Annotated in this window: 25 protein-coding genes and 19 tRNA genes; 34 read left to right on the forward strand and 10 right to left on the reverse strand. The window is 71.7% G+C overall.

From position 1 onward, the window contains the following. Positions 1-56: 56 nt before the first annotated feature. Entirely contained in the window at positions 57-431 is a 375-nt protein-coding gene (locus AB0I89_RS09975) for a hypothetical protein (protein ID WP_357123104.1), read from the reverse strand. Positions 432-717: 286 nt separating this feature from the next. Here AB0I89_RS09975 and AB0I89_RS09980 point away from each other — a divergent pair, with 286 nt between their 5' ends. Further along, positions 718-1,143, forward strand: a complete 426-nt coding sequence (locus AB0I89_RS09980; protein ID WP_355051819.1) for a hypothetical protein — start codon at positions 718-720, stop codon at positions 1,141-1,143. A 55-nt stretch (positions 1,144-1,198) separates the two neighbouring features. On the opposite strand, the gene AB0I89_RS09985 is transcribed toward AB0I89_RS09980, so the two are convergent. Both AB0I89_RS09985 and AB0I89_RS09990 read right to left on the reverse strand, forming a co-directional pair. Next, positions 1,199-3,418, reverse strand: a complete 2,220-nt coding sequence (locus AB0I89_RS09985; protein ID WP_357123407.1) for an ATP-binding domain-containing protein — start codon at positions 3,416-3,418, stop codon at positions 1,199-1,201. Between the two features lie 259 nt (positions 3,419-3,677). After that, a complete protein-coding gene (locus AB0I89_RS09990) occupies positions 3,678-4,802 on the reverse strand; it encodes a sigma-E factor regulatory protein RseB domain-containing protein (protein WP_357123108.1) in 1,125 nt (374 codons plus the stop codon). A gap of 97 nt (positions 4,803-4,899) precedes the next feature. Here AB0I89_RS09990 and AB0I89_RS09995 point away from each other — a divergent pair, with 97 nt between their 5' ends. Next, complete coding sequence (locus AB0I89_RS09995) at positions 4,900-5,556, forward strand: response regulator transcription factor (protein WP_355051822.1); 657 nt, start codon at positions 4,900-4,902, stop codon at positions 5,554-5,556. Between the two features lie 71 nt (positions 5,557-5,627). Further along, positions 5,628-6,971, forward strand: coding sequence for an ATP-binding protein (locus tag AB0I89_RS10000; protein WP_357123410.1), 1,344 nt, complete (start codon positions 5,628-5,630; stop codon positions 6,969-6,971). A 12-nt stretch (positions 6,972-6,983) separates the two neighbouring features. Here the strand turns inward: AB0I89_RS10000 and AB0I89_RS10005 are convergent, their stop codons facing one another. Together AB0I89_RS10005 and AB0I89_RS10010 are read right to left on the reverse strand one after the other, a co-directional pair. Beyond that, positions 6,984-8,669, reverse strand: coding sequence for a tetratricopeptide repeat protein (locus AB0I89_RS10005; protein ID WP_357123112.1), 1,686 nt, complete (start codon positions 8,667-8,669; stop codon positions 6,984-6,986). Between the two features lie 57 nt (positions 8,670-8,726). Beyond that, positions 8,727-9,188 (reverse strand): MarR family transcriptional regulator, encoded by a 462-nt coding sequence (locus AB0I89_RS10010; RefSeq protein ID WP_357123413.1) that lies wholly within the window; start codon positions 9,186-9,188, stop codon positions 8,727-8,729. A 49-nt stretch (positions 9,189-9,237) separates the two neighbouring features. On the opposite strand from AB0I89_RS10010, the gene AB0I89_RS10015 reads away from it, so the two are divergent. Further along, positions 9,238-9,759, forward strand: coding sequence for a VOC family protein (locus tag AB0I89_RS10015; protein WP_357123116.1), 522 nt, complete (start codon positions 9,238-9,240; stop codon positions 9,757-9,759). 24 nt (positions 9,760-9,783) lie between these two features. Then, entirely contained in the window at positions 9,784-10,710 is a 927-nt protein-coding gene (locus tag AB0I89_RS10020; protein WP_357123118.1) for a hypothetical protein, read from the forward strand. Positions 10,711-10,871: 161 nt separating this feature from the next. Here AB0I89_RS10020 and AB0I89_RS10025 read toward each other — a convergent pair whose 3' ends face one another. Further along, positions 10,872-11,051: a DUF4236 domain-containing protein gene (locus tag AB0I89_RS10025; protein ID WP_355051826.1), complete on the reverse strand. Its 180-nt coding sequence runs from the start codon at positions 11,049-11,051 to the stop codon at positions 10,872-10,874. A 319-nt stretch (positions 11,052-11,370) separates the two neighbouring features. Between AB0I89_RS10025 and AB0I89_RS10030 the strand changes: the two genes are divergently transcribed. Continuing rightward, entirely contained in the window at positions 11,371-11,922 is a 552-nt protein-coding gene (locus AB0I89_RS10030; protein ID WP_357123416.1) for a flavin reductase family protein, read from the forward strand. 146 nt (positions 11,923-12,068) lie between these two features. Here AB0I89_RS10030 and AB0I89_RS10035 read toward each other — a convergent pair whose 3' ends face one another. Both AB0I89_RS10035 and AB0I89_RS10040 read right to left on the reverse strand, forming a co-directional pair. Then, complete coding sequence (locus AB0I89_RS10035) at positions 12,069-12,524, reverse strand: Rrf2 family transcriptional regulator (RefSeq protein WP_030333674.1); 456 nt, start codon at positions 12,522-12,524, stop codon at positions 12,069-12,071. Positions 12,525-12,531: 7 nt separating this feature from the next. After that, complete coding sequence (locus tag AB0I89_RS10040; RefSeq protein ID WP_357123123.1) at positions 12,532-13,497, reverse strand: helix-turn-helix domain-containing protein; 966 nt, start codon at positions 13,495-13,497, stop codon at positions 12,532-12,534. A 190-nt stretch (positions 13,498-13,687) separates the two neighbouring features. On the opposite strand from AB0I89_RS10040, the gene AB0I89_RS10045 reads away from it, so the two are divergent. Further along, positions 13,688-14,464, forward strand: a complete 777-nt coding sequence (locus tag AB0I89_RS10045; protein ID WP_357123126.1) for a glucose 1-dehydrogenase — start codon at positions 13,688-13,690, stop codon at positions 14,462-14,464. A gap of 104 nt (positions 14,465-14,568) precedes the next feature. Here the strand turns inward: AB0I89_RS10045 and AB0I89_RS10050 are convergent, their stop codons facing one another. Continuing rightward, the gene (locus AB0I89_RS10050) at positions 14,569-15,000 is read right to left on the reverse strand and encodes an SsgA family sporulation/cell division regulator (protein ID WP_007457244.1); all 432 of its coding nucleotides are present in this window, start codon (positions 14,998-15,000) and stop codon (positions 14,569-14,571) included. A gap of 273 nt (positions 15,001-15,273) precedes the next feature. Between AB0I89_RS10050 and AB0I89_RS10055 the strand changes: the two genes are divergently transcribed. From AB0I89_RS10055 to AB0I89_RS10155, 21 genes are all read left to right on the forward strand, one after another. Beyond that, the gene (locus AB0I89_RS10055) at positions 15,274-15,852 is read left to right on the forward strand and encodes a TIGR02611 family protein (RefSeq protein WP_357123129.1); all 579 of its coding nucleotides are present in this window, start codon (positions 15,274-15,276) and stop codon (positions 15,850-15,852) included. A 50-nt stretch (positions 15,853-15,902) separates the two neighbouring features. After that, a tRNA-Val gene (locus tag AB0I89_RS10060) sits at positions 15,903-15,974 on the forward strand. Between the two features lie 560 nt (positions 15,975-16,534). Then, a complete protein-coding gene (locus tag AB0I89_RS10065) occupies positions 16,535-17,731 on the forward strand; it encodes a helix-turn-helix transcriptional regulator (protein ID WP_357123132.1) in 1,197 nt (398 codons plus the stop codon). A gap of 134 nt (positions 17,732-17,865) precedes the next feature. Continuing rightward, positions 17,866-18,048 carry a hypothetical protein gene (locus AB0I89_RS10070; RefSeq protein WP_357123135.1) on the forward strand — a complete coding sequence of 61 codons (183 nt, stop codon included), beginning with the start codon at positions 17,866-17,868 and terminating at the stop codon, positions 18,046-18,048. Then, positions 18,045-18,311, forward strand: coding sequence for a hypothetical protein (locus AB0I89_RS10075; RefSeq protein ID WP_357123139.1), 267 nt, complete (start codon positions 18,045-18,047; stop codon positions 18,309-18,311). Before AB0I89_RS10070 ends, AB0I89_RS10075 begins: the two co-directional genes overlap by 4 nt. Positions 18,312-18,393: 82 nt before the next feature. Next, entirely contained in the window at positions 18,394-18,612 is a 219-nt protein-coding gene (locus tag AB0I89_RS10080; protein ID WP_357123142.1) for a hypothetical protein, read from the forward strand. Positions 18,613-18,799: 187 nt separating this feature from the next. Then, a complete protein-coding gene (locus AB0I89_RS10085; RefSeq protein ID WP_357123145.1) occupies positions 18,800-19,876 on the forward strand; it encodes a cellulose binding domain-containing protein in 1,077 nt (358 codons plus the stop codon). Between the two features lie 281 nt (positions 19,877-20,157). Next, complete coding sequence (locus tag AB0I89_RS10090; RefSeq protein WP_357123148.1) at positions 20,158-20,289, forward strand: hypothetical protein; 132 nt, start codon at positions 20,158-20,160, stop codon at positions 20,287-20,289. A 73-nt stretch (positions 20,290-20,362) separates the two neighbouring features. Beyond that, positions 20,363-20,435 (forward strand) — tRNA-Trp (locus AB0I89_RS10095). 108 nt (positions 20,436-20,543) lie between these two features. After that, positions 20,544-20,619 (forward strand) — tRNA-Pro (locus AB0I89_RS10100). A gap of 1 nt (position 20,620) precedes the next feature. Further along, a tRNA-Ala gene (locus AB0I89_RS10105) sits at positions 20,621-20,693 on the forward strand. Positions 20,694-20,861: 168 nt separating this feature from the next. Then, a tRNA-Glu gene (locus AB0I89_RS10110) sits at positions 20,862-20,936 on the forward strand. Between the two features lie 11 nt (positions 20,937-20,947). After that, positions 20,948-21,019: transfer RNA gene (locus AB0I89_RS10115), tRNA-Gly, on the forward strand. A gap of 271 nt (positions 21,020-21,290) precedes the next feature. Next, positions 21,291-21,367 (forward strand) — tRNA-Thr (locus tag AB0I89_RS10120). Between the two features lies 1 nt (position 21,368). Further along, a tRNA-Gly gene (locus AB0I89_RS10125) sits at positions 21,369-21,441 on the forward strand. Positions 21,442-21,502: 61 nt separating this feature from the next. Continuing rightward, the gene (locus AB0I89_RS10130; protein ID WP_357123151.1) at positions 21,503-21,946 is read left to right on the forward strand and encodes an HNH endonuclease; all 444 of its coding nucleotides are present in this window, start codon (positions 21,503-21,505) and stop codon (positions 21,944-21,946) included. Positions 21,947-21,980: 34 nt separating this feature from the next. Further along, positions 21,981-22,052 (forward strand) — tRNA-Gln (locus tag AB0I89_RS10135). Between the two features lie 6 nt (positions 22,053-22,058). Further along, positions 22,059-22,134, forward strand: a tRNA-Leu gene (locus tag AB0I89_RS10140). A gap of 1 nt (position 22,135) precedes the next feature. Beyond that, a tRNA-Thr gene (locus AB0I89_RS10145) sits at positions 22,136-22,211 on the forward strand. A 6-nt stretch (positions 22,212-22,217) separates the two neighbouring features. Beyond that, positions 22,218-22,290 (forward strand) — tRNA-Thr (locus AB0I89_RS10150). A gap of 5 nt (positions 22,291-22,295) precedes the next feature. Beyond that, positions 22,296-22,369: transfer RNA gene (locus tag AB0I89_RS10155), tRNA-Ile, on the forward strand. A gap of 3 nt (positions 22,370-22,372) precedes the next feature. Here AB0I89_RS10155 and AB0I89_RS10160 read toward each other — a convergent pair. Continuing rightward, positions 22,373-22,771 (reverse strand): hypothetical protein, encoded by a 399-nt coding sequence (locus AB0I89_RS10160; protein WP_357123154.1) that lies wholly within the window; start codon positions 22,769-22,771, stop codon positions 22,373-22,375. Between the two features lie 60 nt (positions 22,772-22,831). On the opposite strand from AB0I89_RS10160, the gene AB0I89_RS10165 reads away from it, so the two are divergent. From AB0I89_RS10165 to AB0I89_RS10190, 6 genes are all read left to right on the forward strand, one after another. Further along, positions 22,832-22,907 (forward strand) — tRNA-Leu (locus AB0I89_RS10165). Positions 22,908-22,912: 5 nt separating this feature from the next. Continuing rightward, positions 22,913-22,988, forward strand: a tRNA-Ala gene (locus tag AB0I89_RS10170). Between the two features lies 1 nt (position 22,989). Then, positions 22,990-23,062: transfer RNA gene (locus AB0I89_RS10175), tRNA-Asp, on the forward strand. 5 nt (positions 23,063-23,067) lie between these two features. After that, positions 23,068-23,157 (forward strand) — tRNA-Ser (locus tag AB0I89_RS10180). A 1-nt stretch (position 23,158) separates the two neighbouring features. After that, positions 23,159-23,233 (forward strand) — tRNA-Ile (locus tag AB0I89_RS10185). 13 nt (positions 23,234-23,246) lie between these two features. Next, a tRNA-Arg gene (locus AB0I89_RS10190) sits at positions 23,247-23,319 on the forward strand. Positions 23,320-23,323 lie beyond the last annotated feature (4 nt).

Consider the following 23,323-nt stretch of genomic DNA (forward strand, 5'->3'; position numbering starts at 1 on the left):
ACGACGGTGGCCTCCGGGAGAACTCTCCCGGAGGCCACCGTTTCACGTACGACGGGTCAGCGCCCGCGCATGCTCCGCTCCCGGCCGGACCGGCGCTCGGAGCCGGCCTTCGACAGGCCCCGGCTGACCAGGTAACCACCGGTCAGGATGCTCAGGAACAGCCACGTCTGGCTCGGGTTGTTGATGTTCAACCCGTTGGCGGTGCTGCCCTTCCAGAACGCGGCGATCACGAGGAGCGCGACGGCGGCGGCGTAGACCCAGAATTCCGTCGTCAGGAACGCCTGCTTGGTCTCCGTACCCGGCGACGGCATCGGGTCTCGGTGCCCGTCACGCATTGCCGGCATCTGCTGCGTGTCCCGCATCATGGCGGGGTTCTGCGGGTCGTTCATGGGCCGGTTCATCGGCCTGGTGGAAGCAGCCTGCGTGCTCATCTGGTCCTCCTCAGGATGCGATGAGTCGTACCTGCCTACCCTCGCCCCGCTACCGCGTTTCGGCCACGGCACGGTTCGCTTGCACGGCGGGGACGCCCACCGACTACCCGAGGCCGCCGACCAGGTAACACTCCCTGGCCCGGAAAAGAATCGACGACGCGCTGCCGCGCCCGCATCACGCCCGGTCGCGAGAAGTGTCCGTTTCCAAGGCGTACGAGTGCTGCGGGTTTCGTCCACGGGAGGTCGGGCACGCAGTCGGTTCCACAGCTTCTGTGAGGTGATGGACGTGCGTGAGGACGACATGCGGCAGGAGGCCGCCCGCCAGGCCGAGAACCGGATCGCCGGCGGCGTGTACGGCGAGGGCGCCCTCGATGAGGTGACGGTGCCCCCCACCGACGTGGAGTCCCAACTCCAACGTGACGACCCGCTCGACCCGGCGCAGGAACGGGTCGACCCGCGGGTGCTGCACGACGGCGGCCCGGTCGGCGGGCAGGGCGCGGTGACGACCACCGGTGGCACCGCCGGGCCGGCGAGCGTGCGCCGGGTGGCCCGCCAGCCGGAGCGACACCCCGGCAAGGTGGCGCCGACGACCACCGGCGACGCCACCACCGGCGGCCTGAGCACGCCGACCGGCGGCAGCACCAGCGACCAGTCCACCTCGGCGACCGGTCCGGGCAAGTCCATCCGGGACCGCTCGACCGACCGGCGGTGATCCCACCCGTGCCCCCGCCGACCAGCCGGTCAGCGGGGGCACGTCGGGTGTCGGGTCAGCCGCAGGGGCGCAGGACGCCCAGACGCTGGGTGGCCCGGGTGAGCGCCACATACAGGTCACTGCGCCCGCGCGGCGACTCGGCCACCATCCGGTCCGGGTCGACGACCAGCACCGAGTCGAACTCCAACCCCTTCGCCTGGGCGACGGTCAGCACGACCACCCGGCTCTCCAGCTCCGGGTTTTCGCCCACCGTGGCCTCAGGCAGCGCGGCGGTCAGCGCCGCGCCGAGCGCGTCGACCCGGCTGGCCGGCACGATGACGCCGACCCGGCCCTCGGCCAGCCAGGCGGCCTCGCGGGTCACCGCCGACACCAACTCGGCGGGTAGCTGCCCGTCGGGCACCGCCCGGTCCCACGGGGGTACGCCGCTCTCCCGCACCGAGCGGGGTGGCCGCAGCGCCGGGTCGATCTCGGTGAGCACCTCGGCGGCGACCGCCATGATCTCGGCCGGCGTGCGGTAGCTGACCGTCAGTTCGGTCAGTCGCCACCGCTGCGCCACGTACGGGGCGAGGGCGTCGGCCCAGGAGGGCGTTCCGGCGAGCGCGCCGGTCTGCGCCACGTCTCCGACGATCGTCATGGACCGGCTCGGGCAGCGGCGCATCAGCAGCCGCCACGCCATCGGCGACAACTCCTGTGCCTCGTCCACGATGATGTGGCCGAACGCCCACGTGCGGTCGGCGGCGGCGCGCTGCGCGGTGGTCAGCCGGTCGGCCTCCTCCTGCCGTTCCAGCAGCCGATCCGCGTCGATGAGGTCGGTGACGCCGAGGATCTCACCGCCCTCGGCCTCGTCCTCCACGTCGATCGACCGGGAGCCCCGGGCGATCTCCAGCACACCCTCGGCGTACTCCCGCTCCATCAGGCGGATGCGCTCGCGCCGGGCGGCGGCGGCCCGCTCGTCCTCGCCGAGCAGCTCGGCCGCCTCGTCCAGCAGCGGCACGTCGGCGGGCGTCCAGCCGCCCGGGTCGCGGCGCAGCAGCGCCCGCTCGTCGTCGGTGAGCATCGGCGCGGCGGCGGCGATCCGGTCCGGGTCCGCGTACAGGTCCGCGAGCAGTCGCTGCGGGGTGAGCACCGGCCACAACCGGTCGAGTACGGCCTGGATCTCCGTCTCCTCGCGCAGCTCCCGACGGATCTCGGCGCGGTCGGCCTCGTCGAGCAGGTTGTCGCCGCCCAGCGGGTCGGCGCCGATCCGCTCGGCCACCTGGTCGGCGAGCGCGTGCACGATCTCCACGTCGAACAGCGCCCGCGCCAGGTTGTGCGGACGGTCGGTGCGGCGTACCCGATCCCGCGCGACGCGCACGGTCTCCGGATCGAGGGTCAGCACCTCGCGCTCCACCTCGATCTCCAGCGGCTCGTCCGGCACCCACTGCCGGTCCCGCACGGCGAGGGCCAGCACCTCGGCGAGTACGGCGCGGCCCTTGAGCGCTGCGGCCTGGGCCGGCTCGGCGCGCTGGGCGCTCACTCCGGGGAACAGGTCGCCCTGGGTACGCAGCAGCACGCCCGTCTCGGCCAGCGTGGGAAGCACCTGGGAGATGTAGCGCAGGAACGTCGCGTTCGGCCCGACCAGCAGCACGCCACGGCTGGACAGCTCGCGTCGGTGTGTGTAGAGCAGGTACGCCGCCCGGTGCAGCGCGACCGCGGTCTTGCCGGTGCCGGGGCCGCCCTGGACCACCAGCACGCCGGGCAGGTCGGCGCGGATGATCCGGTCCTGCTCGGCCTGGATGGTCTCCACGATGTCGCGCATCCGGCCCGTCCGACCGGCGTTGAGCGCGGCCAGCAGGGACGCCTCGCCGGTCAGCTCCTCGTGCCCGCCGGGGGAGGCGCTGTCGATGTCGAGGACCTCGTCGTTGAGCCCGGTCACCTTGCGCTGGCGGGTACGCAGGTGTCGGCGACGGCGTACGCCCTGGGGGTTGGCGGCGGTGGCGAGGTAGAACGGCCGCGCGGCCGGGGCCCGCCAGTCCATCAACAGCGGGTCGTAGTCGCCACTGGTGTCGAAGATCCCGATCCGGCCGATGTAGCGGCGGGAGTCGTCGTCGCCGTCGAGCCGCCCGAAGCAGAGGCCATTCTCCACGGCGGAGAACTGCTCGACCTGGTCGGCGTACATGGCCACGGAGCTGTCGCGCTGGGAGCGGTCCTGCAGGGTGCCGCCGGTGTTGCGCAGCTCGGCGGTGAGCCGGTGGGCGGCCTGCTCACGCAACCCGTCCAGACGGTCGTAGAGCATCGAGACGTACTCCTGCTCGCGGCCGATCTCGTCGTCGAGCGGCAATTCACCGGTACCGCCGGAGTGCCTTGACAAGCCGTCTCCCTAAACGTTAGAATCCAATGCTAGAACGGCATTTAATGCCGTTCTTTTTTGTGCCCTCGAATTGTCGAAGATAGCGCGGCGGGCCCGCTGTCACCAAGCCGACGGGGCCGATGCGGGTCACACAGGTACGCCGGGCCGACCGTGTGGTCGACCCGGCGTAGGGAGTGTGCGGAGATCAGCCGCGCGCCACCTGGTAGAGCCGCTGGGGGGTGACCGCTCCGGCGAGCACCCGCCCGTCGTCGGTGAGCAGCACGCTGAACAGCTTGCCGGTGAGCAGCCGCCCGCTGCCCCAGTCGCCGCTGACCGCCGGCAGGCCACCGAGCAGCTTCGACAGGTCGGCGTCCGGCGCGGCGTCGGCCGGCTTCTGGCCCGGGGCGGCGTTGGCCGGCTTCTGGCCCGCGGCGGCGTCGAGGCGGGCGACCAGGACGGTGGTCCAGCCGTCGCCGACCGTGCGCACCTGGGGGTCCTTACCCGGCGCGACGTGTGCCGGCCGGCCGGCGGTCGGCCGCTCGGCGGTCTCCTCGGTGACGCTCACCCCGGGAGGCGGGTTGAAGGCGAACTGGTCGGCGTCGGGGCGGCGGTAGTCGACCTGGGTGAACGCCATCTCGAAGGCCGGCTGGTCGCTGCCGGAGGCGAGCACCTCGAAGCGCAGCGGCACGTGCTGCTTCGCGTCGATGGCGATCCGGAGCTGGTGCACCAGCGAGTCACGGTCACGCGGCGCGAGCACCAGCTCGTAGGCGTCCCGCCCGGCGACGGTGGCCGAGCGGCCGACGCTGACCTCGGTGCTCGGATCGATCGCGCTCAACGCCAGGTCGGCGGCCTCCCGGGGAGTGGCCGGCAGGCTCGGCGTCACCTCGGGCTTCGCGGCGCCCTTCGAGTCGCCCAGGGCGCGGTGGCGGGCGGTGTTGCCGCGGCTCTCCCAGGTCCACACGTCCCGACCGTTGCGGATGATGTCCCGCTGGCCGAGCGTGTCCACCAGCGCGACGCGCTGCCGATCCGGGCCGGAGTACCACACCCGCAGGGTGTGTGTGCCGCTGAGCAGGGCAGTCAGGTCGTTGCCGGGCACCAGCCCGACGAGCGGCGGCAGGCCGAGGTCGGCGCGTTGCACGACCGTGCCGGACAACCCCTCCAGGGAGGAGGTCTGGAGGTCCACCAGGAGCTGGGCGGCGGTACGCGGCGGCAGGCTCGGCTCGGCCTCGGCGGCGAACGTGCCGACGGCGGCGCCGCCACCGATGACGGCGACGCCGGCGGCCACCGGGACCAGCCACCGCAGGACGGGACGACTTCTCAGGATCGACATGGTGCACACCTCCTGCCCGACATCCTGCCCGGTCGGCGCTGTGAACGCGCTGAGGACGCCGAACCGCGAGTTGTGACCCGGGTGGCACCCTTGAGGTGTGCGGTTGTTGGTGGTGGAGGACGAGGCCCGGCTGGCGGCTGCCCTGCAACGCGGCCTGCAGGCCGAGGGGTTCGCGGTCGACGTGGCGGCGACCGGCCCCGAAGGCCTGGACGCGGCACGCCACGGTGGGTACGACGCGATGATCCTCGACGTCATGCTGCCCGGCCTCTCCGGCTACGAGGTGGTGCGCCGGCTGCGCGCCGAGCAGCACTGGTTGCCGGTGCTGATGCTGTCCGCCAAGGACGGCGAGTACGACCAGGCCGACGGCCTGGACTGCGGCGCCGACGACTACCTGACCAAGCCCTTCTCGTACGTGGTGCTGCTGGCCCGCCTGCGGGCGCTGCTGCGCCGGGGAGCGCCGGAGCGCCCCGCCGTGCTGGCGGTCGGCGACCTGCGGCTCGATCCGGCCCGTCGGCGGGTGACCCGGGCCGACGCCGAGGTGACGTTGACGGCGCGCGAGTACGCCCTGCTGGACTATCTGATGCGCCGTCCCGGCCAGGTCATTTCCAAGATCGAGCTACTGGACCACGTGTGGGACGCCAGCCTGGAGACGGCGCCCAACGTGGTCGAGGTGTACGTCGGCTACCTGCGTCGCAAGCTCGGCCGGGATCGGCTGGAGACCATCCGGGGCGCCGGCTACCGGCTGGCGACGTGACCTCCGCCGGCCCGCCGCGCGGCTGGTCGCCCCGTCGGGGCCTGCACGGCCTGGGGCTGCGGGGCCGCCTCCTGGCGCTCGGCGTGTTCGGCCTCACCATCGGTCTCGCCCTCGGCGGGGTGGTGCTGCTCGGCGCGCTCCGTTTCGTGCTCCAACGCAACGTGGACACCGAGGCGTTCCGGACCGCCGACGCGGTCGCCCTGCTCGCCGCCGAGAACGCGCTGCCCGACCCGCTGCCGGTGGCTGGCGGGCAGGTCCGGGTCCAGGTGATCGACGCGCAGGGGCGGGTCCGGGCGGCCTCGATCGACGCGGACCGGCTGGTCCCGATGGCCCGCCCCGAGTGGTTGGACGCCGGCCACCGTCAACGCCTGGACGTTCCCGCCGAGCGGGTCGGGCTTCGCGGACCGGTCCGGGTGGTCGCCGTACCCGCCGGCACGTCGGCCGATCCGCTCACCGTGCTGGTCGCCCGCTCGATGGCCGATGTGCGGCAGAGCACGCACGTGGTGCGGACCATCCTGCTGGTGGCGTTCCCGCTGCTGGTGGTGGTCCTGGCCGGGGTGGCGTGGCGGGTGGTCGGCGCGACGTTGCGTCCGGTGGAGGCCCTGCGACGCGGCGCCGAGGAGATCACCGGTCGGGCCGGCGCCGGTCGACTTCCGGTGCCCGCCTCCGCCGACGAGATCCACCGGCTGGCGGTGACCCTGAACGGGATGCTGGGCCGGTTGGAGTCGGCCCGAGCCCGGCAGCGGGCCTTCGTCTCCGATGCCGCGCACGAGCTGCGGAGCCCGCTGGCCAACATCCGGACCGAGTTGGAGGTGGCCCAGCGGCTCGCCGACCGGACGGACTGGACGGCGGTGACCGCCAACCTGCTCGCCGACACCGAGCGGTTGAGCCGGCTGGTCGACGACCTGCTGCTGCTGGCCCGCCTGGACGAGATGCCGGCGTCGCGGGGCACCGGCCCGGTCGATCTGGCGGCGCTGGTGGGCGAGGTCGCCGCCCGGTATCCGTCGCCGCCGGTGCGGGTGGAGCCGTCGCCGGGCCCGCTGTGGACGGCCGGGAACGAGGCCGAGCTACGGCGGGTGCTGGCCAACCTCGTCGACAACGCGGTCCGGCACGCGCGGAGCAGCGTCGTCCTCGCGGTCGAGCCGCACGAGACCGCGTACCACCTGGTGACGGTGACCGACGACGGCCCGGGGATCGCGGCGGCCGACCGCGGCCGCGTCTTCGACCGGTTCACGAGGTTGGACGACGGCCGGGGCCGCGACCACGGCGGCGCCGGCCTCGGCCTCGCCATCGTGTGGGAGCTGGTCCGCCGCGCGGGCGGCACCATCACCCTGGCCGACGCCGACGGCCCGCACGGCCTACGGGTACGCCTGCTGCTCCCGGCGACGCCGGCACCGACCGTTGCCCGACCCTGAGTACGGCGGACGTCAGCGGCGGCGGGTGCAGACCTGGTTGGCGCTCGCCACGGTGTCGGTGGACCAGACGACCGCGACGGTGAAGCAGTAGTCGTTGGCGCGGTTCAGCGCGTACACGATGTAGCTGTCGGTGCCGGCGGGCAGCGTGGCGATCGCGGTCTTCTCCTGCCCGGCCCGGCCGGCGGAGACGATGACCGGTCCCTCACCGCCGGCCGGGTACGTCCAGCGCAGGGCGATGTTGTCCCGGTTGTCGCGCAGCGACACCGTGCCGGGCGGGGTGCCCGGCACGGCGGCCGGCGCGGTCGTGCCGGTGGTCGGGGCGCCGGTGGTCGGGGGCGCGGCCGTGCCGCTCGGGCCGGCGCTCGGTGCCGGCCCGGACTTCGGGTCGTCGCCGACGCGGGCCACGCCGGCGATCACCGCCGCCGTGCCCAGCAGCACCACGACCACGCCGGCCACCAGCACCGGCACCAGTTTGTTGCGTGCCGCTGCCGGCGCCCGGTGCACGGGCACCGGCAGCAGCCGCGACGGCGTGTACGGCGTCAGCGACGCCGACGGTCGGTCCGGTTCGGCCGACGCGCCGGGTCGGTACAGCCGGTACACGCCGGACGACTCTTCGGTGCCGCCCGTGAACCCGGCCACCGACGGGGGCACCGGCGCGGCGGTGGGCTGCGGGACGGGATCGTCCGCCGGGTCCGGCGGCCAGCGGAAGTTCGGTTCGTCGGTTGGCGGCCAGCGGACCTCCGACGATCCCTCCGGCTCGTCGGCCGGCGGCCAGCGGAAGTCGGGGGAGCCGTCCGGCTCGTCGGCCGGTACCCGTGGGTTCGGTACCGGGCCGCCGCTGGAGACTCCGGAACCAGCCAGGCCCTCGTCGGTACGGCCGGCGGGAGCAGCGGCCTGCGGGGCCGGCGGGTAGTAGGCGGCATCGAGCGGCGGATCGGGCTGCGGCGGCGGCGTGCGCGCGGCCGGCACCACCGGTGCGTCCCGGACGGCGGACGTGTCGTCGGCGCAGACGTGGTCGGGGTTGGCGGCTGCCCGGGCCAGCGCCGCCACCTGCAGGGCCAGCGGATCGTCGGTGCTCAGATGCTGCCGGCACAGCTCGCGGGCCAGCGCGAGGTTGTCGTGCGCCTCGGCGAACTGCCCGCAGTCGCGCTGCATCGAGCCGAGCCGGGCCAACATCTTGATGCCGCTGGGGTGGCCGTCGCCGTACACCTCGCGGTGCAGCTCCCAGGCGTCCTGGAGACGGTCGCGGGCGACCGTGCACTGGCCCCGGGCGTACTCGACGGTGGCCAGGTCGGCGTGTGCGGCCAGCACCCGCAGTGACTCGGGACCGTCCTGCGCGGTCAGCTCGATGATCACGTCCTGGTACAGCCGGGCGGCCCGGGAGTGACTGCCCACCCGGTGCAGCACGGCGGCCAGGGTCGCGGCGGCGGCCACCGTGCGGGGGTCGGAGCGGCCGTGCAACCGGGTCGTGGCCGCGTACGCGAAGGCGGCCCAGCCACGGGCGGAGTGGGGCTCGCCGAGGGCGACGAGCACCCGCGCCTGCAGGCTGGCCGCCTCGGCCAGCTCCGGCGTGGCGTTGGCCGGGCGGGGGTCGGCGTCGGTGAGCGCGTCGGAGAGCAGCCGTTGGGCACCGGCGATGTCGCCAGCGGACACGAGGTGGTGCGCCTGGTCAGTCAACTCGTCGAAGCCGGAGGACACGCCCCATCGTGCTCATCCGACGACGGTAAGTACAAGACCCGCGCCGGTGTCGATCGGTCAGGATCTGCTCAGGTGCTCGGCCAACGTCTCGCTGATTCGGCGTAACTGGTCGACCTGGGCGGGGCTCAGCGCGTCGAAGAGGTGCCGGCGTACGCCGTCGACGTGGCCGGGCGCGGCGGCGGCGAGGGTGGCGAAACCGTCGTCGGTGAGCACCGCGATCTGCCCGCGCCGGTCGGTGGGGCAGTCCTCGCGGCGCACCCAGCCGGCCTCCTCCAGGCGGGCCACCGCGTGCGAGAGGCGGCTGCGCGACGACCCGGCCGCCTCGGCCAGCTCGCTCATCCGCAGTTGCCGACCGGGCGCCTCGGAGAGCCGGACCAGGATCTCGTAGTAGGCGTGCGGCATTCCGGCATCGCGTTGCAGCTCACGGTCGAGCGTGTCCATCAACGCTCGGGAGGAGGCGAGGAACGCCCGCCAGGTGCGCTGCTCGTCGGGGTTAAGCCAGCGGGTCATGACGGCCATCATACTCCCGATGGTTGAACGCTCAACCAAACGGCGCTAGAGTGGGGTCATGGGTATCCACCGGCTCAACCACGCGGTTCTCTACGTCAGTGACCTCGCCCGCAGCGTCGCCTTCTACCGCGACGTGCTGGGCTTCACCCCGGTCGCGATGACCCCGGACGGTTTCCGGGGCGCGACGTTCCTCCAGGCTCCCGACTCCACCAACGACCACGACCTCGGCCTGTTCGAGATCGGCGCGGGCGCCGGGCGCTCGACCGCCGGCCGGGCCACCGTCGGGCTCTACCACCTGGCGTGGGAGGTCGACACCCTCGACGAACTGGCCGCCACCGCCGAGCGGCTCGCCGCCGCCGGGGCGCTGGCCGGCACGTCCGACCACGGCACCACCAAGAGCCTCTACGGGCAGGACCCGGACGGGCTGGAGTTCGAGGTGGTCTGGCTGGTCCCGGCCGACCTGCTCGACGACGCCACGTTGGCCGCCCGCAAGCGGATCGGCCGGCTCGACCTGGCCGCCGAGCGGCAGCGCTACGGCGGGCAGACGCGCGGCGGCGTGGGGATCTCCGTCCCGGCTTGAACGGCCATGGGGTAGAACGGACCGGTGCCAACCAACCGGACCGCCGACGTCCTCCGCGAACTCCTGGTCCGCCACCTGGCGACCTGGTTGCCCGTCGCCCTGCACCGCTCCCGCCGCGTGACCGTCGCGCTGGCCTGGGCCGGCGCCGACGGCGGTGGCGCGGAGGCGGCGCTACGGGCGGTCGTCGGTCACGCCACGCAGGTACGCGGCCGGCAGGTGACCATTTTGGCGCTGGCCGACGAGGCCAGCGACCTGCCGGCCCGGCTCGGACCGGTCGAGGCGGAGTTGCCTCCCGAGGTGACCGTGCACCTGCTGCCCGGCGGCCCCGCCCGGCTTCCGGTGGCGCTGAAGGCGGCCGCTGCGGCCGGGGCGCCGCTGTTCTGCTTCGTCGACCTGTCCGGCCCGGCGCACGCCGAGGTGTTGCGCGCCTGCGCCAACGGCCGCAACGGCGAAGTGCTGCTGCACGCCACCACCAGCGCCCGCCCGGCCCTCGGCCTCGCCGGCTTTCCGCTGGTCGCCGAGGTGGCACCGGTGGTGGAGGCGGACGGGGGAGTGGGCGACGCTTCCGCCGACGGGGACGACGAGGCGGCCGGCGTGATCGCGTTCGGGAGCCGGTCGGACCGGAGCCTGGAGGCGGTCCGCGACGCGCTCTGGACGGTCGGCGCCGGCCTCGGGGTGCGCTACCGCGATCCGGCCGACCCGACGGGCACACCCGTCGACGTGACCGAAGACCCGGACCGGGAACCGTTGGCCCGGGAGTTGCTGGCCGAACTGCGCCGCAACGGACCGCGCCCGGTCACCGAGCTGCGCCGGCACACCCTCACCGCGACGGTCTACCGCGCCACCGACGCCAACCAGGCCCTCACCACCCTCCTCGCCGAGGGCAAGGTAGCCCGAGACCGCGAGTCCGGTCGCCTGGCCGGCGACGAACTCATCACTCCAACCCCCTGAGACCCCCGCGATCTTGCACTTGCTGCGGCGGCACAAGGGACGTTCCCGCGCAGAACGTCGACCGAAAGTGCAAGATCGACGAGATGGAGGGCGCGGGGTCGGGGCGGAGACGCCGAGCGGGGCGCCGGTGAATCACCGGCGCCCCGCTCGACTCCCGGTCGTTACGACCGGGCCTTGTCCTGCTTCCAGGACAGTGGTCCCGGCAGGTCGACGCGGTGTGCCCGGGCCTTCGAGTTCCAGGACCAACGCCCGATCTTGATGCTCCACGAGGAGAAACCGTTCTCGGTGAAGTTCAGGATCAGCGGACCGATCTTCTTGCGCTTGCGAAACATGAGGCCCATCGGAGCACTCCCCTCGTCAATCGTTCCCTGCCGTGTTGGGATCGAATATTCCCGGACGGGCGAATTCCGAAACCCCCTCGTCGTCCCGGGTGGACCGTGCGCCGCCACGACACGGGAATTCCTATCCACTAGATGGGTGTTGCGCTGCGGTAAACGCTGCTAAAGGCGCTCCGTAACATCGTCAGCGATGCAAGTCTCATCTTGTGGAAGACCGTTGACCGGGCGTTCGCGCCGTCGGCAGCATGGGTTTCATGTTGTCGCGGACTGAGCTTCCCCTCATCGCCCACGCCGCGCCGGCCCCGGTGCCGACGTGACCACCATGGAGCGTCCGACGACGGACGCGACCGACCTGCGACCGGTGGACCGGGACCTGTTCCGCGCGCTGCTGCGCCGGCAGGCCACCAGCGTCACCGTGGTCACCGCCGTGGCCCGGTCCACCGACCCGGCCTGCCTGGGCGGGATCGGCCAACCGATCCGGGCCGGGTTCACCGCCACCTCGTTCACCTCGGTCTCACTGGAACCGCCGCTCGTCTCGTTCTGCCTCGGCACCGAGTCGTCGAGCTGGCCGGTGCTGGCCCGTGCCGAACACGTCGCGGTCCACCTGCTCGCCGCCGGGCAGCGGGAGGCGGCCGCCGTCTTCGCCACCAGCGGCATCGACCGGTTCGCCGCCTATCCGGACTGGACGGCCGGGCCGTTCGGGGTGCCACTGCTGACCGGGGTGCTGGCCCGACTGTTCTGCCGGGTGGTGCACCGCGTCCCGGTCGGCGACCACACCCTGGTCATCGCCGAACCGCTCGCCCTGGGCGACGGCGACGACGGTCCGCCGCTGGTGCACCACCGGGGCGGCTACACCACGCCGGCCGGCGGGTGAGCAGGCCCGTCACGGCCGACCCGCTCGTGTTGGATCGGGCCGCTTAGGACCTGCTGTTCCGGGCGGCCCGCACCCGGGTCCGGACGCCTGGGGCGACCGGCTGCCCCGACTCGACACCGACGAGGTGGTGCGTGCCCTGTGAGGCGTCAGCGTGGCTCCCACGCGTCGGGCAGCGCGGTGAGCTTGCGAACGTGCGCGGGCAGTCGACCACTGACGATCTCGGCGAGGCTCACCTCGTCGACCACCCGCCGCACCGCGGCGCGCACCGCCACCCACAGGCCGGGCAGGTTCTCCGCCGAGCCCTCGTAGCGGGTCTCCTCCGGGCGCAGGCCGCGTACGCCCGCGAGCGGGCCCTCCACCGCGCGCAACACCGCGCCGACGGTCACCTCGCGAGGCGGACGGGCCAGGGTGTAACCGCCCTCCGCGCCGCGTTGGGCGCGGACGATCCCGGCCCGGCGCAGATCCGCCAGGACCGCCTCCAGGAACTTGCGGGGCATGTCCTGCTCCGCCGCGATGGCCTGGGTGGACAGCAGCGAGGGGTACGCGGTCGCGAGGCTCAGCGCCGCACGTACCGCGTAGTCGCCGCGCGCGGAGATCTGCACCCCGTCATCATGCCCGCCCGCTCGGGATACCCGGGCCACCGGGCCGGCCCGAGTTACCGGGTGCGCCGGAGCGGAACCGTCCGCTGTTGGCGCCGGTCGGCTCGACCGGTGGTCGGGGTCGGACGACCCGGCCGCCGGCCGGCTGGTCGCGGGCGGCCCGGAACGCCCCAGGGCTGACCCCGATCTCCCGGGTGAAGAACCGGCCGAAGTTGGTCGGCTCGGAGAAGCCGAGCCCCCGGCCGATCTGCGCGATCGGTTCGTCGCTCGCCGCGAGCAGCCGGGCGGCCTGCAACGCCACCCGCTCGTCGATGACCTGCTTGGCGCTGCGGCCGGTGACGGCCAGGCAGGCCCGGGTCAGGGTACGCACCGAGCAGCCGAGCGCGGCGGCGTAGTCCTCGACCCGCCGGGACACCTGGTAGCCGTGCTCCACCTCCCGGGCGAACCGCTGGAACGTCTCGGCCTCGTTACGCTGCCCGGCCGGGTCCGCGTCGGGCAGCGCCAACCGCAGCAGCAGCACGGCGAGCTGGTGCCGCAGCAGCGCGCGGCCGGCCGGGCCGTCGCCGTGCCGCTGGCAGTCCACCGCCAACTGGCTCACCTCGTTGATCACCGCGTCCTCGTCCTCGCCGGCCAACTGCCGCCAGGTCGACGCCGCGTCCACGTCGACGGCCAGGCCGTGCAGGGCGTCGGCGGTCCAGCCGACCACCGACGCGTCGAACTGGGGGCCGGCGCAGCGCAGCACCTGACCGGCGTGGACCCGCAGCAGCGTGCCGGGTCGGCACGGCAGGAGGTGGAAATCCAGCTCGGCGTCGCCGTGGCCGCGGGTGGTGAGGATCAGCAGCTCCTGTTCGACGAACACCGGCCGCCGCCAGCCGGGGTCACCGGCCAGGTCGGCCAGCGCGAACGTGGAGATCTCGTCGGGTACGGGTGATGCCGTTCCGATCGATGGCGCGGGGGAGGGATCGGTGGAGACCATCGCCTGCGACGGTAGCCCGAACCGCAGGTCACCGCATCCCGACCGGGGTACGCGGCGACGTCGTGGCTTGTCGTGGTCCCCACGGCCGGGCTACGTTACCCGGCGGTAGCGCCGTCCGGTCCCGGTCCGCCCGGCGCCCCACCGGCCGCTCGCCGGACGACGCAAGACGCCGACTCGCGATGGGATTCCTATGACGGAGCTGTTCTCGGTCGAAGACAAGACGGTCCTGGTCACCGGCGGGTCCCGGGGAATCGGGCTGATGATCGCCCAGGGCTTCGTCCGCGCCGGCGCCCGCGTGATCATCTCGTCCCGCAAGGCGGACGTCTGCGAGCAGGTCGCCAACGAACTCTCCGCCGAGGGCCGGTGCGAGGCCATCCCCGCCGACCTGAGCGCCGACGACGGCGCGCAGGCCCTCGCCGCCGCCGTCCGCGAGCACGTCGACCGCCTCGACGTGCTGGTCAACAACGCCGGCGCCACCTGGGGCGCGCCGCTGGAGAGCTACCCGGAGGCCGCGTTCGACAAGCTCTGGGCGGTCAACGTCAAGGCCGTCTTCCGGCTCACCACTGCGCTGCTGCCGGCGCTGCGCGCCGCCGCCAGCGCCGACGACCCGGCCCGCGTGATCAACATCGGGTCCATCGACGGCATCCGGGTGCCGTTCATGGAGGTGTACGCCTACTCGGCCACCAAGGCCGCCGTGCACATGCTCACCCGCAGCCTCGCCCACCAGCTCGCCGGTGAGCAGATCACCGTCAACGCGATCGCGCCCGGCCCGTTCGAGAGCAAGATGATGGCGTTCGCCCTCGACGACCCGGCCAGCCGGTCCGCCATCGAGCAGCAGGTGCCGCTAGGCCGCATCGGCCGCCCCGAGGACATGGCCGGCACCGCCATCTACCTGTCGTCGCGGGCCGGCGCGTACCTGACCGGCGCGGTCATCCCCGTCGACGGCGGCATCACCACGCACGGCTGAGCACGGGCCGACCCGGGTCGGGCTGTGGTCGTACCCCCTGGGGGTGGGTGTGCCGGGGCCGCGCGGACTCGGCAGATCCGCGCGGCCCCGGTGTTGCTCGTGCGTCAGCGGCCGGCGAGCAGCCGGTTCACCGCAGTGTCGACGTCCAGGTGCTCGGCCTCACGACCGCGCGGGACGACCACGTACGTGCGTCGAAGGAATCGCACCAGGACGCTGCGCGGCACCTCGAAGAGGGCGTTGCCATCCGGTGACGAGAGGGCCAGCGCGACGAAGTCGCCGCGCGGTGTGGCCCAGGGCCAGACCCGCACATCCCCGATGCCGGCCGGCTCGTCCAGGCCGGTGACCAGCAGTTCGCGAGCGAACGACCAGCTCACCGCCTCCCCACCGGCCGATTCGGCGTGGAACAGGACATGGACCGCATACGGGTCAGCAGGGTCGTAACGCAGACTGGCACGCACCGGCAAGGCGGTGGCGTCAGGCGCGACGAGCCTTAGCGACGTCTCGACCTCTACGGTCGTCGGTCGGATGACACTCATGGACGTTCTCCCCCCGGCACCGCTGCGGAACGCGCGTGTCCCGCTTTTCCCATACTCAGGTGCTACTCCTGGCTACGCTCCGCCATACGCTGACTTCACCCAGTGGTGGGAAGGGGGACGGAAGCGCCTCGTGAATGTGAACATTCATGTAGGATTTCCGGTTCTGCCCAGTGCGTGATGCCGCCCGGCGTCGGGTGGCTCAGTCGTCGACTTACTCCGGTAACGTCCAGTCGGCCGTTGCAGTGACGGGCCCGAGCGACACTGGGGGGTGAAATGGTCACGAACCGATCCTCAGTGGATCCGGTGACCGCGCCGGGCCCGCCGAACGTCGCGGTCCGAGCAGCCGAAAAGCGGGGGTACGACGTGCCGATGGAGCAGCCCGAGCGACCCGGACGGTCGACGCCCGAGCCGGGCCGCCCCGGTGGCGTCCTCGTCGTCGGCGAGCCGCCGCGCCGCCCGCACTGGCGACAGCGGATCTCCACCACGCTCGACCTGATCCGGGCCAACCCCACCGGCCGGATCGCCCTCAAGATCTTCATCGCGATCGCCGGCGCGCTGGTGGTCACCATCGGCATCGCCCTCATCCCGCTGCCCGGCCCCGGCTGGCTGCTGGTCATCGCCGGCCTCGGCATCTGGGCCGTCGAATTCCACTGGGCCCGCCGACTGCTCGGCTTCACCCGCCGACACGTTCACGGCTGGACACGCTGGGTGAGACGGCAGTCACTGCCGCTGCGCTTCGTCCTCGGTGCCGTCGGCCTGGTCTTCGTCGCGGCGGTGGTCTGGCTCTCCCTCAAGCTCAGCCTCGGCATCGACGTGGTGGCCGAGGCGAGGCAGTACCTCGCGGCGCGCTGACCCCGGATTTTTGGTCTGGTTCCACGATCGGGTAGAGTCAACGGCGCTGAGGGCGATTAGCTCAGTGGGAGAGCGCTTCGTTCACACCGAAGAGGTCGCTGGTTCGATACCAGCATCGCCCACTCTCAGTTTCTGCAGGTCAGAAGCCGGTTGGACACAGTCCAGCCGGCTTTTCGCTGTCCCGTAGCAGAGATCATGAGTCACCCATGAGTCGGTCACGACTAATTGCGGGCCGCCGTTGGAGGGAAAACGAAGCGTCCGCCCAGTTAAGCGTTGCTGTCCGAGCACGTCGCCTGGTCACCTGGTTGAATCCGGCTGTCCTCGCTCAAGGCGTGGTGGCTCCGGATGACCACGCCCGCAAGGTGGAGAGGGTGGCAGCCCGTTCGAGCCGGGCCGAGTCCGGGGAGCCCCGGCGATGTCGGGGCTCCCAAGCCCTGCGCATCGATAGCGCCGCCAGCAAGGCTGACAGCAACCGGCCAGGACGAGGGCAGCGGCCGGCTGCCGAGCGCGGAGAGCCGCCCGAGGCCGCAGTTAAGCGGCCACCCACAGTGGGGGGTACCCCGGTGCCCTGAATACCGCAGGCAACCTCAGGCTGCCACTGCTGCGGTACGGTCGGACATGGCGGCCCCGCTGGTGTAGAGGCCGGCGGTGCCGCCGCCCAGTCCTCTACCTGGGAGCGGCCATGACCGAGCCAACGTCATTCGGTGCCCGCCTACGCGCCCACCGCGAACGAGCGGGCAAAACGCGCGTTGTTCTCGGTGGCCTGGTCGGTCGAAGCGCCGACTGGGTCAAGGCGTTGGAGTCCGGGCGGCTGCTCACGCCGCGCCTGCCCATGCTGCTGCGCCTGGCCGAGGTCCTCGACGTCTCGGACCTGGCCGAGCTGACCGGCGACCAGTCCCTGCCGGTCGCGTCGGTGACCCGGGCCGGGCACCCGGGGGTCGACAACGTCGCCGCCGCCATGCAGCGCACCACGGTGCCTGCCGGGGAGCCGACGCCCGTAGGCGTCCTGCGCGGTCTGGTCAACCAGGCGTGGACGCTGTGGCACCAGTCCAGCACCGAACGGACCGCCGTGGCCGTGGTGTTGCCCGGCCTGCTCGACGACGCCCGCCGCTCGGTCAGACGACTCGAAGGCACCGACCGGCGGGCGGCGCTGGCCGAGCTGGCACGCGTCTACCACCTGGCGCAGTTGTACGTCGCTCACCAGCCTTACCCAGAACTGGTGTGGCTGGCCGCTGACCGCGCCATGGGCGCCGCGCAGGACGCCGACGACCCGAACGCGATCGCGGCGGCGGCGTGGTACTACGCGCACGTCTACCGGTCGGCGAACCAAGTCGACGCGGCCGAGCTGGTGCTCGTCGATGCCGAGCGGTTCGTTGACAGGGAAGCGGGAGCAGAGCCGTACGCGCGCTGGGCCCAGCTTCAACTGGGGCGCGCGCTCGGTCACGCGAAGGCCGGCCGCGCCGGGCAGGCGTGGCGCGCGTGGGATGCCGCTGACGCTGCCGCTGGACGCCTTGGAGCCGGCTACGCCCACCCGTGGCTCATGTTCGGTTCGGCCGCCTGCGCTGCGTACGCGGTGACGTTGGAGACGGACCTGTGCCACGCGGGGGAGGCTGTTCGGCGAGCCGACTCGACGAACTACAGCGCGCTTCCCTCGCGTACCCGCCGCGCTGGTCACCTGATCGACGCGGCTCGCGCGCACCTGCTGCGCCGCGAGGAAGTAGCCGCTGTGCACCTGCTCGGCCGCGCGCTGCGCGAGAGCGTCGACACGGTGCGGCACAACCCGTATTCGCGGAGCGCGGCATTCGAGCTGTCCTCGCGTCCCGGGACTGTCGGAGAGGACGCGCGCGAGCTGGCACTCGCCATCGGCGTCGAGGGGTAGCCGTGCCAGGGGGACGGTCTGTCCCCATCGCGTTGCGTGGTCGTACATAGCGTCCCTGATTACTAAGTCGGGCGCGGATCAACTGTAGCGTCGTCGCGAAGATCGTCGCGCCCCTGACCTGGGGAGGCGACACCGTGCACATCGTCCAGAGGCTGCGGCGGCTGCTCACGCCCGCCGCGCCGCCCGTTCCGCCCGGCACCGGCCAGCGTATTCAGGCCGTCGAGCAGGAAGCGGCCAAGCGGCAACTCCTGGCCAGCGCCCGGACCGTGACGCAGGCGCACCACCGCGCCAGCCGCCCCGACGGGTCGGTCCGGTGAGCGGCCGGCAGATGCCCGAGCCCGGCGCGCGGGTGTCGGTGCGGCCCGGCGAGTGGCAGTCCAGCCCCGGCATCGAGGGCCAGACGCACCACACCATCGTCATCGTCAAGGTCCACGAGTCCCACGACCCGCGGTTCGCGTGGGTGTACGGCCACGGCCCGGACTGCAGCTGGTCCACGGCCGACTGCGCCGTCCCGTGGTGCTTCGAGGTGTTGGTCAGCGTCGACGTCCTGGCCGCCGCCGTTGCAGGGCAGCGACCGTGACCACGTACCCATGCTGGCAGATGGCCTCGGGGACCAGTCGGCGGGCGCGGTCCCTGGCGGCGGCGCTGCTCGCAGGCCGCGCATGACCACGCACGGCCCGGTGCTGCCGATCTGGAGTTGCGGCGGCTGCGCTGCGCCCTGGCCCTGCCGCACACGGCAGCGCGAGCTGCGCGCCGAGTTCGACGACGCTCCGATCTCCCTGGCAATCTACCTCGGTGCCCAGCTGGTGCGGGCCTCCCAGGACCTGAGCTGGGTGCCGGCGGGTGCGCTGCACAGACGCTTCCTCGGCTGGCTGCGGTGAGCAGCCTGCGGCCCGGCGACGGGAAGTTCGACCACAGCGACGGCTCGCACAAGTGGATCCCGTCGGACCCCGGACTACGACCTGTCCTGCCGGCGGCAGGACTGCCGTGCGTGCCTTGACAGGAAGGTGGAGCAGCAGGACAGTCGACATATTCATTTACGTTCAACTATCTGCGGCGAGGTGTGCCATGCGGAAGTCGCTGACTGCTGTGGCCGCCATCGCTGTTGCCGTGGTCGCGATGATGGCCGCGATCTCACACGCCAGTGCGGCGAACGCGGCGGCCGGGTGTCGGGTGAACTACGTCGTCACCAGCCAGTGGACCGGAGGCTTTCACGCCGACATCGCGGTCACCAACTTGGGTGACCCAGTCAACGGGTGGACGCTGCGGTTCGCGTTCCCTGCAGTCGACCAGCGGCTCACGCAAACCTGGAGCGCCACCTGGGCCCAGGCGGGCCAGCAGGTCAGCGCGACCAATCTGAGCTGGAACGCGACCCTGGGCACCAATGGCTCCGCGAACATCGGTTTCGTTGGCGCCTGGTCGGGCAGCAACCGCATACCGGAGTCGTTCACGCTCAACGGCGTCACGTGCACCGGCGGCGTCCTGCCCAGCATGACGCCGACCCGGACGACCCCACCGCCGGTCGCTGACTACCCAGCGATCGTCACCTGGCTCAGCCCGACCGCCGGCGCGGTGTACACCACACCGGGAACCGTCCCGCTGGCGGCGACCGCGACCGTGGGAGGCGGACACGGCATCACCTCGGTGTCGTTCCGGGTGGACGGCGTCACGGTGGCCCAGGGGGTGAGGACGACCGGTGACCGGTACGAGGCGCTGTGGACACCACCGATCGGGGAGCCCGGCACCAGCACCACCTTCGTGCTGTACGTCTCGGCCGGCACCGACCAGTCGCTGTCTGGCGCTGCGCCGCCGTTGCTGGTCACGGTCGTGACGCCGCCGTCCACCGGCACCAACCACCCGCCGGCGGTGGCGATGAGCACCCCCGGCGGGCAGACCTACTTCCTCGAGCCGACGACCGTCACGCTGGTCGCCGACGTCGCCGACACCGATCCCGGGGACCTCGTCAGCCGGGTGGAGCTCTACCTCGGCGCAACCCGGCTGGCCGTGACGCCGACCAACAGCGGACAGCGCTACCAGTTCCAGACGGCCCTGGCGGCCGGCACGTCGTCCACCTTCACCGTGCGGGTCCACGATTCCCACGGCGGCCTCGGCATCTCAAACCCGCTGACCTTCACCATCCGTTAGCGCCTCGGCCCTCCGTCAAGGGCTGACCAAGGTTCAACGGCACCGATCGGCGGCCAGTGGCACCCACCCCTGCCTGCGTCCTGAACTACCGCCGCTGCGATCGGTGTCAGCCGGCGTTGCCGGTCGCGTACACGTCGTCCTCATTGGATGCTCACCCGAACGACTGATCACTGCCGGCTGTGGGGTACGTGAATGTGGCTTCGGAATATCCGTTGCCAACCACGGGCAGCGCGCCTACCTTGAATGAGCAAGGTCAAACCGATCCACCAGAGGAGTTCCCCGTGTCGCAGTACGCCTACACCGAAACCACGCGGCTCATGCCGCGCGGCGGTGTCGTGCTGCTCCCGATCGGGCGGGCTCACGATCTGTGCGCGAGTGAGCAGAACTGGAAGCCGGGGTGGCGGCGCGAATAGCGTCAGCGCAAGCTGCGAAGCCGCCCACCCCGACCGGGACAGGGCGGCTTTTTCGTTACCGGAACAACTTCATAGGGGCGTAGCTCAACTGGTAGAGCACCGGTCTCCAAAACCGAAGGTCGCAGGTTCGAGTCCTGTCGCCCCTGCTTTCGTCCCGGCTTCGGTCGGCGGCGTTGTTGATTCTTAATTCCACAGTGAATGGCATGAGCAAGACCCCGGCCGGCGCCTGCACGGGCCGGCCGGGGGCATTACATCCGGGACGAGGGAGACGGCTGACCCGCTCGCTTTGGGAGCGAGAGACACGGGGTTCGACACCCCGGTCCCGGACCATGGGGTTGTAGCTCAGCCGGTAGAGCATCGGTCTGGCAGACCGAAGGCCGGGGGTTCGAACCCCTCCGACTCCACGCACACGGTGTGCCGCGAATACGTGGGCACACCCGCAAGAACTTGCCCACCTGGCGTGACTGGCAGCGCACGGGCGTGAAGCCCCCGAGGACCCCATTCAAGTCGGGGGGTGGGCACGTTGGTGGGGGACCTCCCGGGGCGAGGCTCCCGGCCCCCGCCGGCTGGATGGGCCGTTGGAGCTGATGGCAAAGCTCACCTGGTTCTCAGCCAGGAGATCGTCGGTTCGAGCCCGACACGGCCTACGCACGATCTCGCGGTACTAGCTCATCTGGTAGAGCGCCTGCCTTCCAAGCAGGTTGGCGGGGTTCGAGTCCCCGGTACCGCTCGACGGGGCAGGGAGTGGGGCGGCGGACGCCGCGAATCCGGAGGCCGGGTTGCGCAGCCTGGCTGACGGCCGACGCGGGGCAGCTCCCCGAGTCAGCGTGGAAGGTCGCCGGCTCAAACCCGGTGTTGGTGGCGGTTCGAGTCCGCCGCAGGGCACGCAACGCCTCGTTGTGACCACGGTGAAACCGTACGGCCGGCTGACCCGGCACAGCGGGCTCAATCGCCTCCGGGGCGACAGGTACGTTCCCGCCCATTGTGGGAGAGGCACCCATGCCGCCGTAGCTCAGATTGGGAGAGCGTCCCCCTGGTACGGGGAAGGCCGCGCGTTCAATTCGCGCCGGTGGCTCCACGCGGTTGTAGCGCAGTCGGTAGCGCGTCTCCTTGCCAAGGAGAAGATCGCCGGTTCGAATCCGGCCAGCCGCTCTCAATCGACAGATCATCTGTCAAATCCGTCCAACCACCCACGACCCGAAGGAGGGACCTGGTGGACGCCGTACTCGTCATCAACGCCGACCTTGGGCCCCTTCACCGGGTCACGGTCGCCCACGCGATCCGGATGCTGTGCCGGCGGGTCGCCGAGATCCACGAAGCCGAACCCGACCGGACCCTCGGCGTGTTCCCCATGCCGAAGGTCGTCCGCCTGGTGCGGTACGTCGTCACCCGGTGGCGGTATACGAAGGGCCCCGCCTGGTCCAAGGGTGGTGTCCTGGCCCGCGACAACCGGCAGTGCGGCTACTGCTCCGGTCCGGCCGCCACGGTCGACCACATCCTGCCCCGCTCGCGGGGTGGGCAGAACACCTGGCGGAACACCGTCAGCGCGTGCGCGCCCTGCAACCAGGCCAAGGGCGACCGGACCCCGGCCGAGGCCGGCATGGTGCTTCGCATCAGCCCGCTCGTGCCCGCGTGGGGGTCGCTGGCGCAGCGCTGACCCGGCCGGCGGGCCATCACCCCGCCGGCCGCGATGGGAGCTGATGTAACCGGCAGCATCGCTGGCTCTGACCCAGCGCGTAGAGGTTCGAATCCTCTGCTCCCAGCTCGATGCCCTCGTAGCCCAGCGGTAGAGGCGACGGTCTGAGGGGCCGTAAAGGGCAGGTTCGAATCCTGTCGAGGGCACCATGCCGGCGTAGCTCAGAGGCCAGAGCAGCGCCCTTGTAAGGCGACGCGCGCCGGTTCGATCCCGGTCGCCGGCTCCACACCTTGCCGCCGTAGCTCACCTGGCAGAGCGACGTCCTCGTAAGACGTAGGCACCCGGTTCAAGTCCGGGCGGTGGCTCTCTCGCCGACGTAGCTCAGGTGGTCAGAGCATCCGGCTCATAACCGGAAGGCCGCGGGCTCGACTCCCGCCGTCGGCACTCTCAGAACAGCGTGAGGGCTTCGTTGATCGGACTCCTCTGCGGCAACTCCTGCTGGGGAGGTCGTCCGCGCCGGTGAGTGCGCTCGGCGTGGCAGTTCGCGCACACCACCTCGCACAAGTCCATCTCAGCCAGCATCCGAGCGATGGAGATGTTGCGACCGGCGAACTCGCCGATATTGAAGCTCTTTTCGCCGCGCACGTGATCGAACTGCATCACATAAGGGGGGTACTGCACATTGCAGTCGGCGCATGGCTTGCTTTTGGCCCGCCTGACGAGAGCCGCTAACTTCTCGCGGTTCTTCTTATTGAACGCAACAGCGCGGGCCTTGTAGGCTGACTTGTTGGCAGCGTAGTGGGCCTGCGCGTATCGCTTTCGGTCCTCGGGATTGGAATGTGCCACACCTGATCCTACCAATTGTGGCCCCGGTTCGACACCGGGCGTCGGCACGCAACACCACCTGCCCGGGTGGGCAAACTGGCAAAGCCGCCGCACTCAGACTGCGGAGATTCTGCGGGTTCGACTCCCGCCCCGGGTACGCATGGGCTCGTAGCTCATCTGGTAGAGCGCCGCTTTCGCACAGCGGAGGTGGCAGGTTCGAGTCCTGTCGGGTCCACCATGCCGACGTAGCTCAGTGGTGAGAGCACCCGACTGTCGATCGGGGGGCCGCGGGTTCGATCCCCGTCGTTGGCGCGCATGAAGGGTTGGCCGAGTCTGGTCGATGGCGCCGCGTTGCTAGCGCGGAGCGGGTCACACCGCCGGGAGTTCGAATCTCTCACCCTTCGCCAAGCCGTCGTAGCTCAGCCTGGTGAGAGCACCGACCTGATAAGTCGGGGGCCCCCGGTTCAAATCCGGGCGTCGGCACGCAGTAAGGCTCGCCCCCGTAGCTCAGCGGATAGAGCGCCTGTTTACGGATCAGGAGGCCGGACGTTCGAATCGTCTCGGGGGCACTTA

This window comes from Micromonospora sp. NPDC049801 (assembly GCF_040656575.1).
GTDB lineage: Bacteria > Actinomycetota > Actinomycetes > Mycobacteriales > Micromonosporaceae > Micromonospora.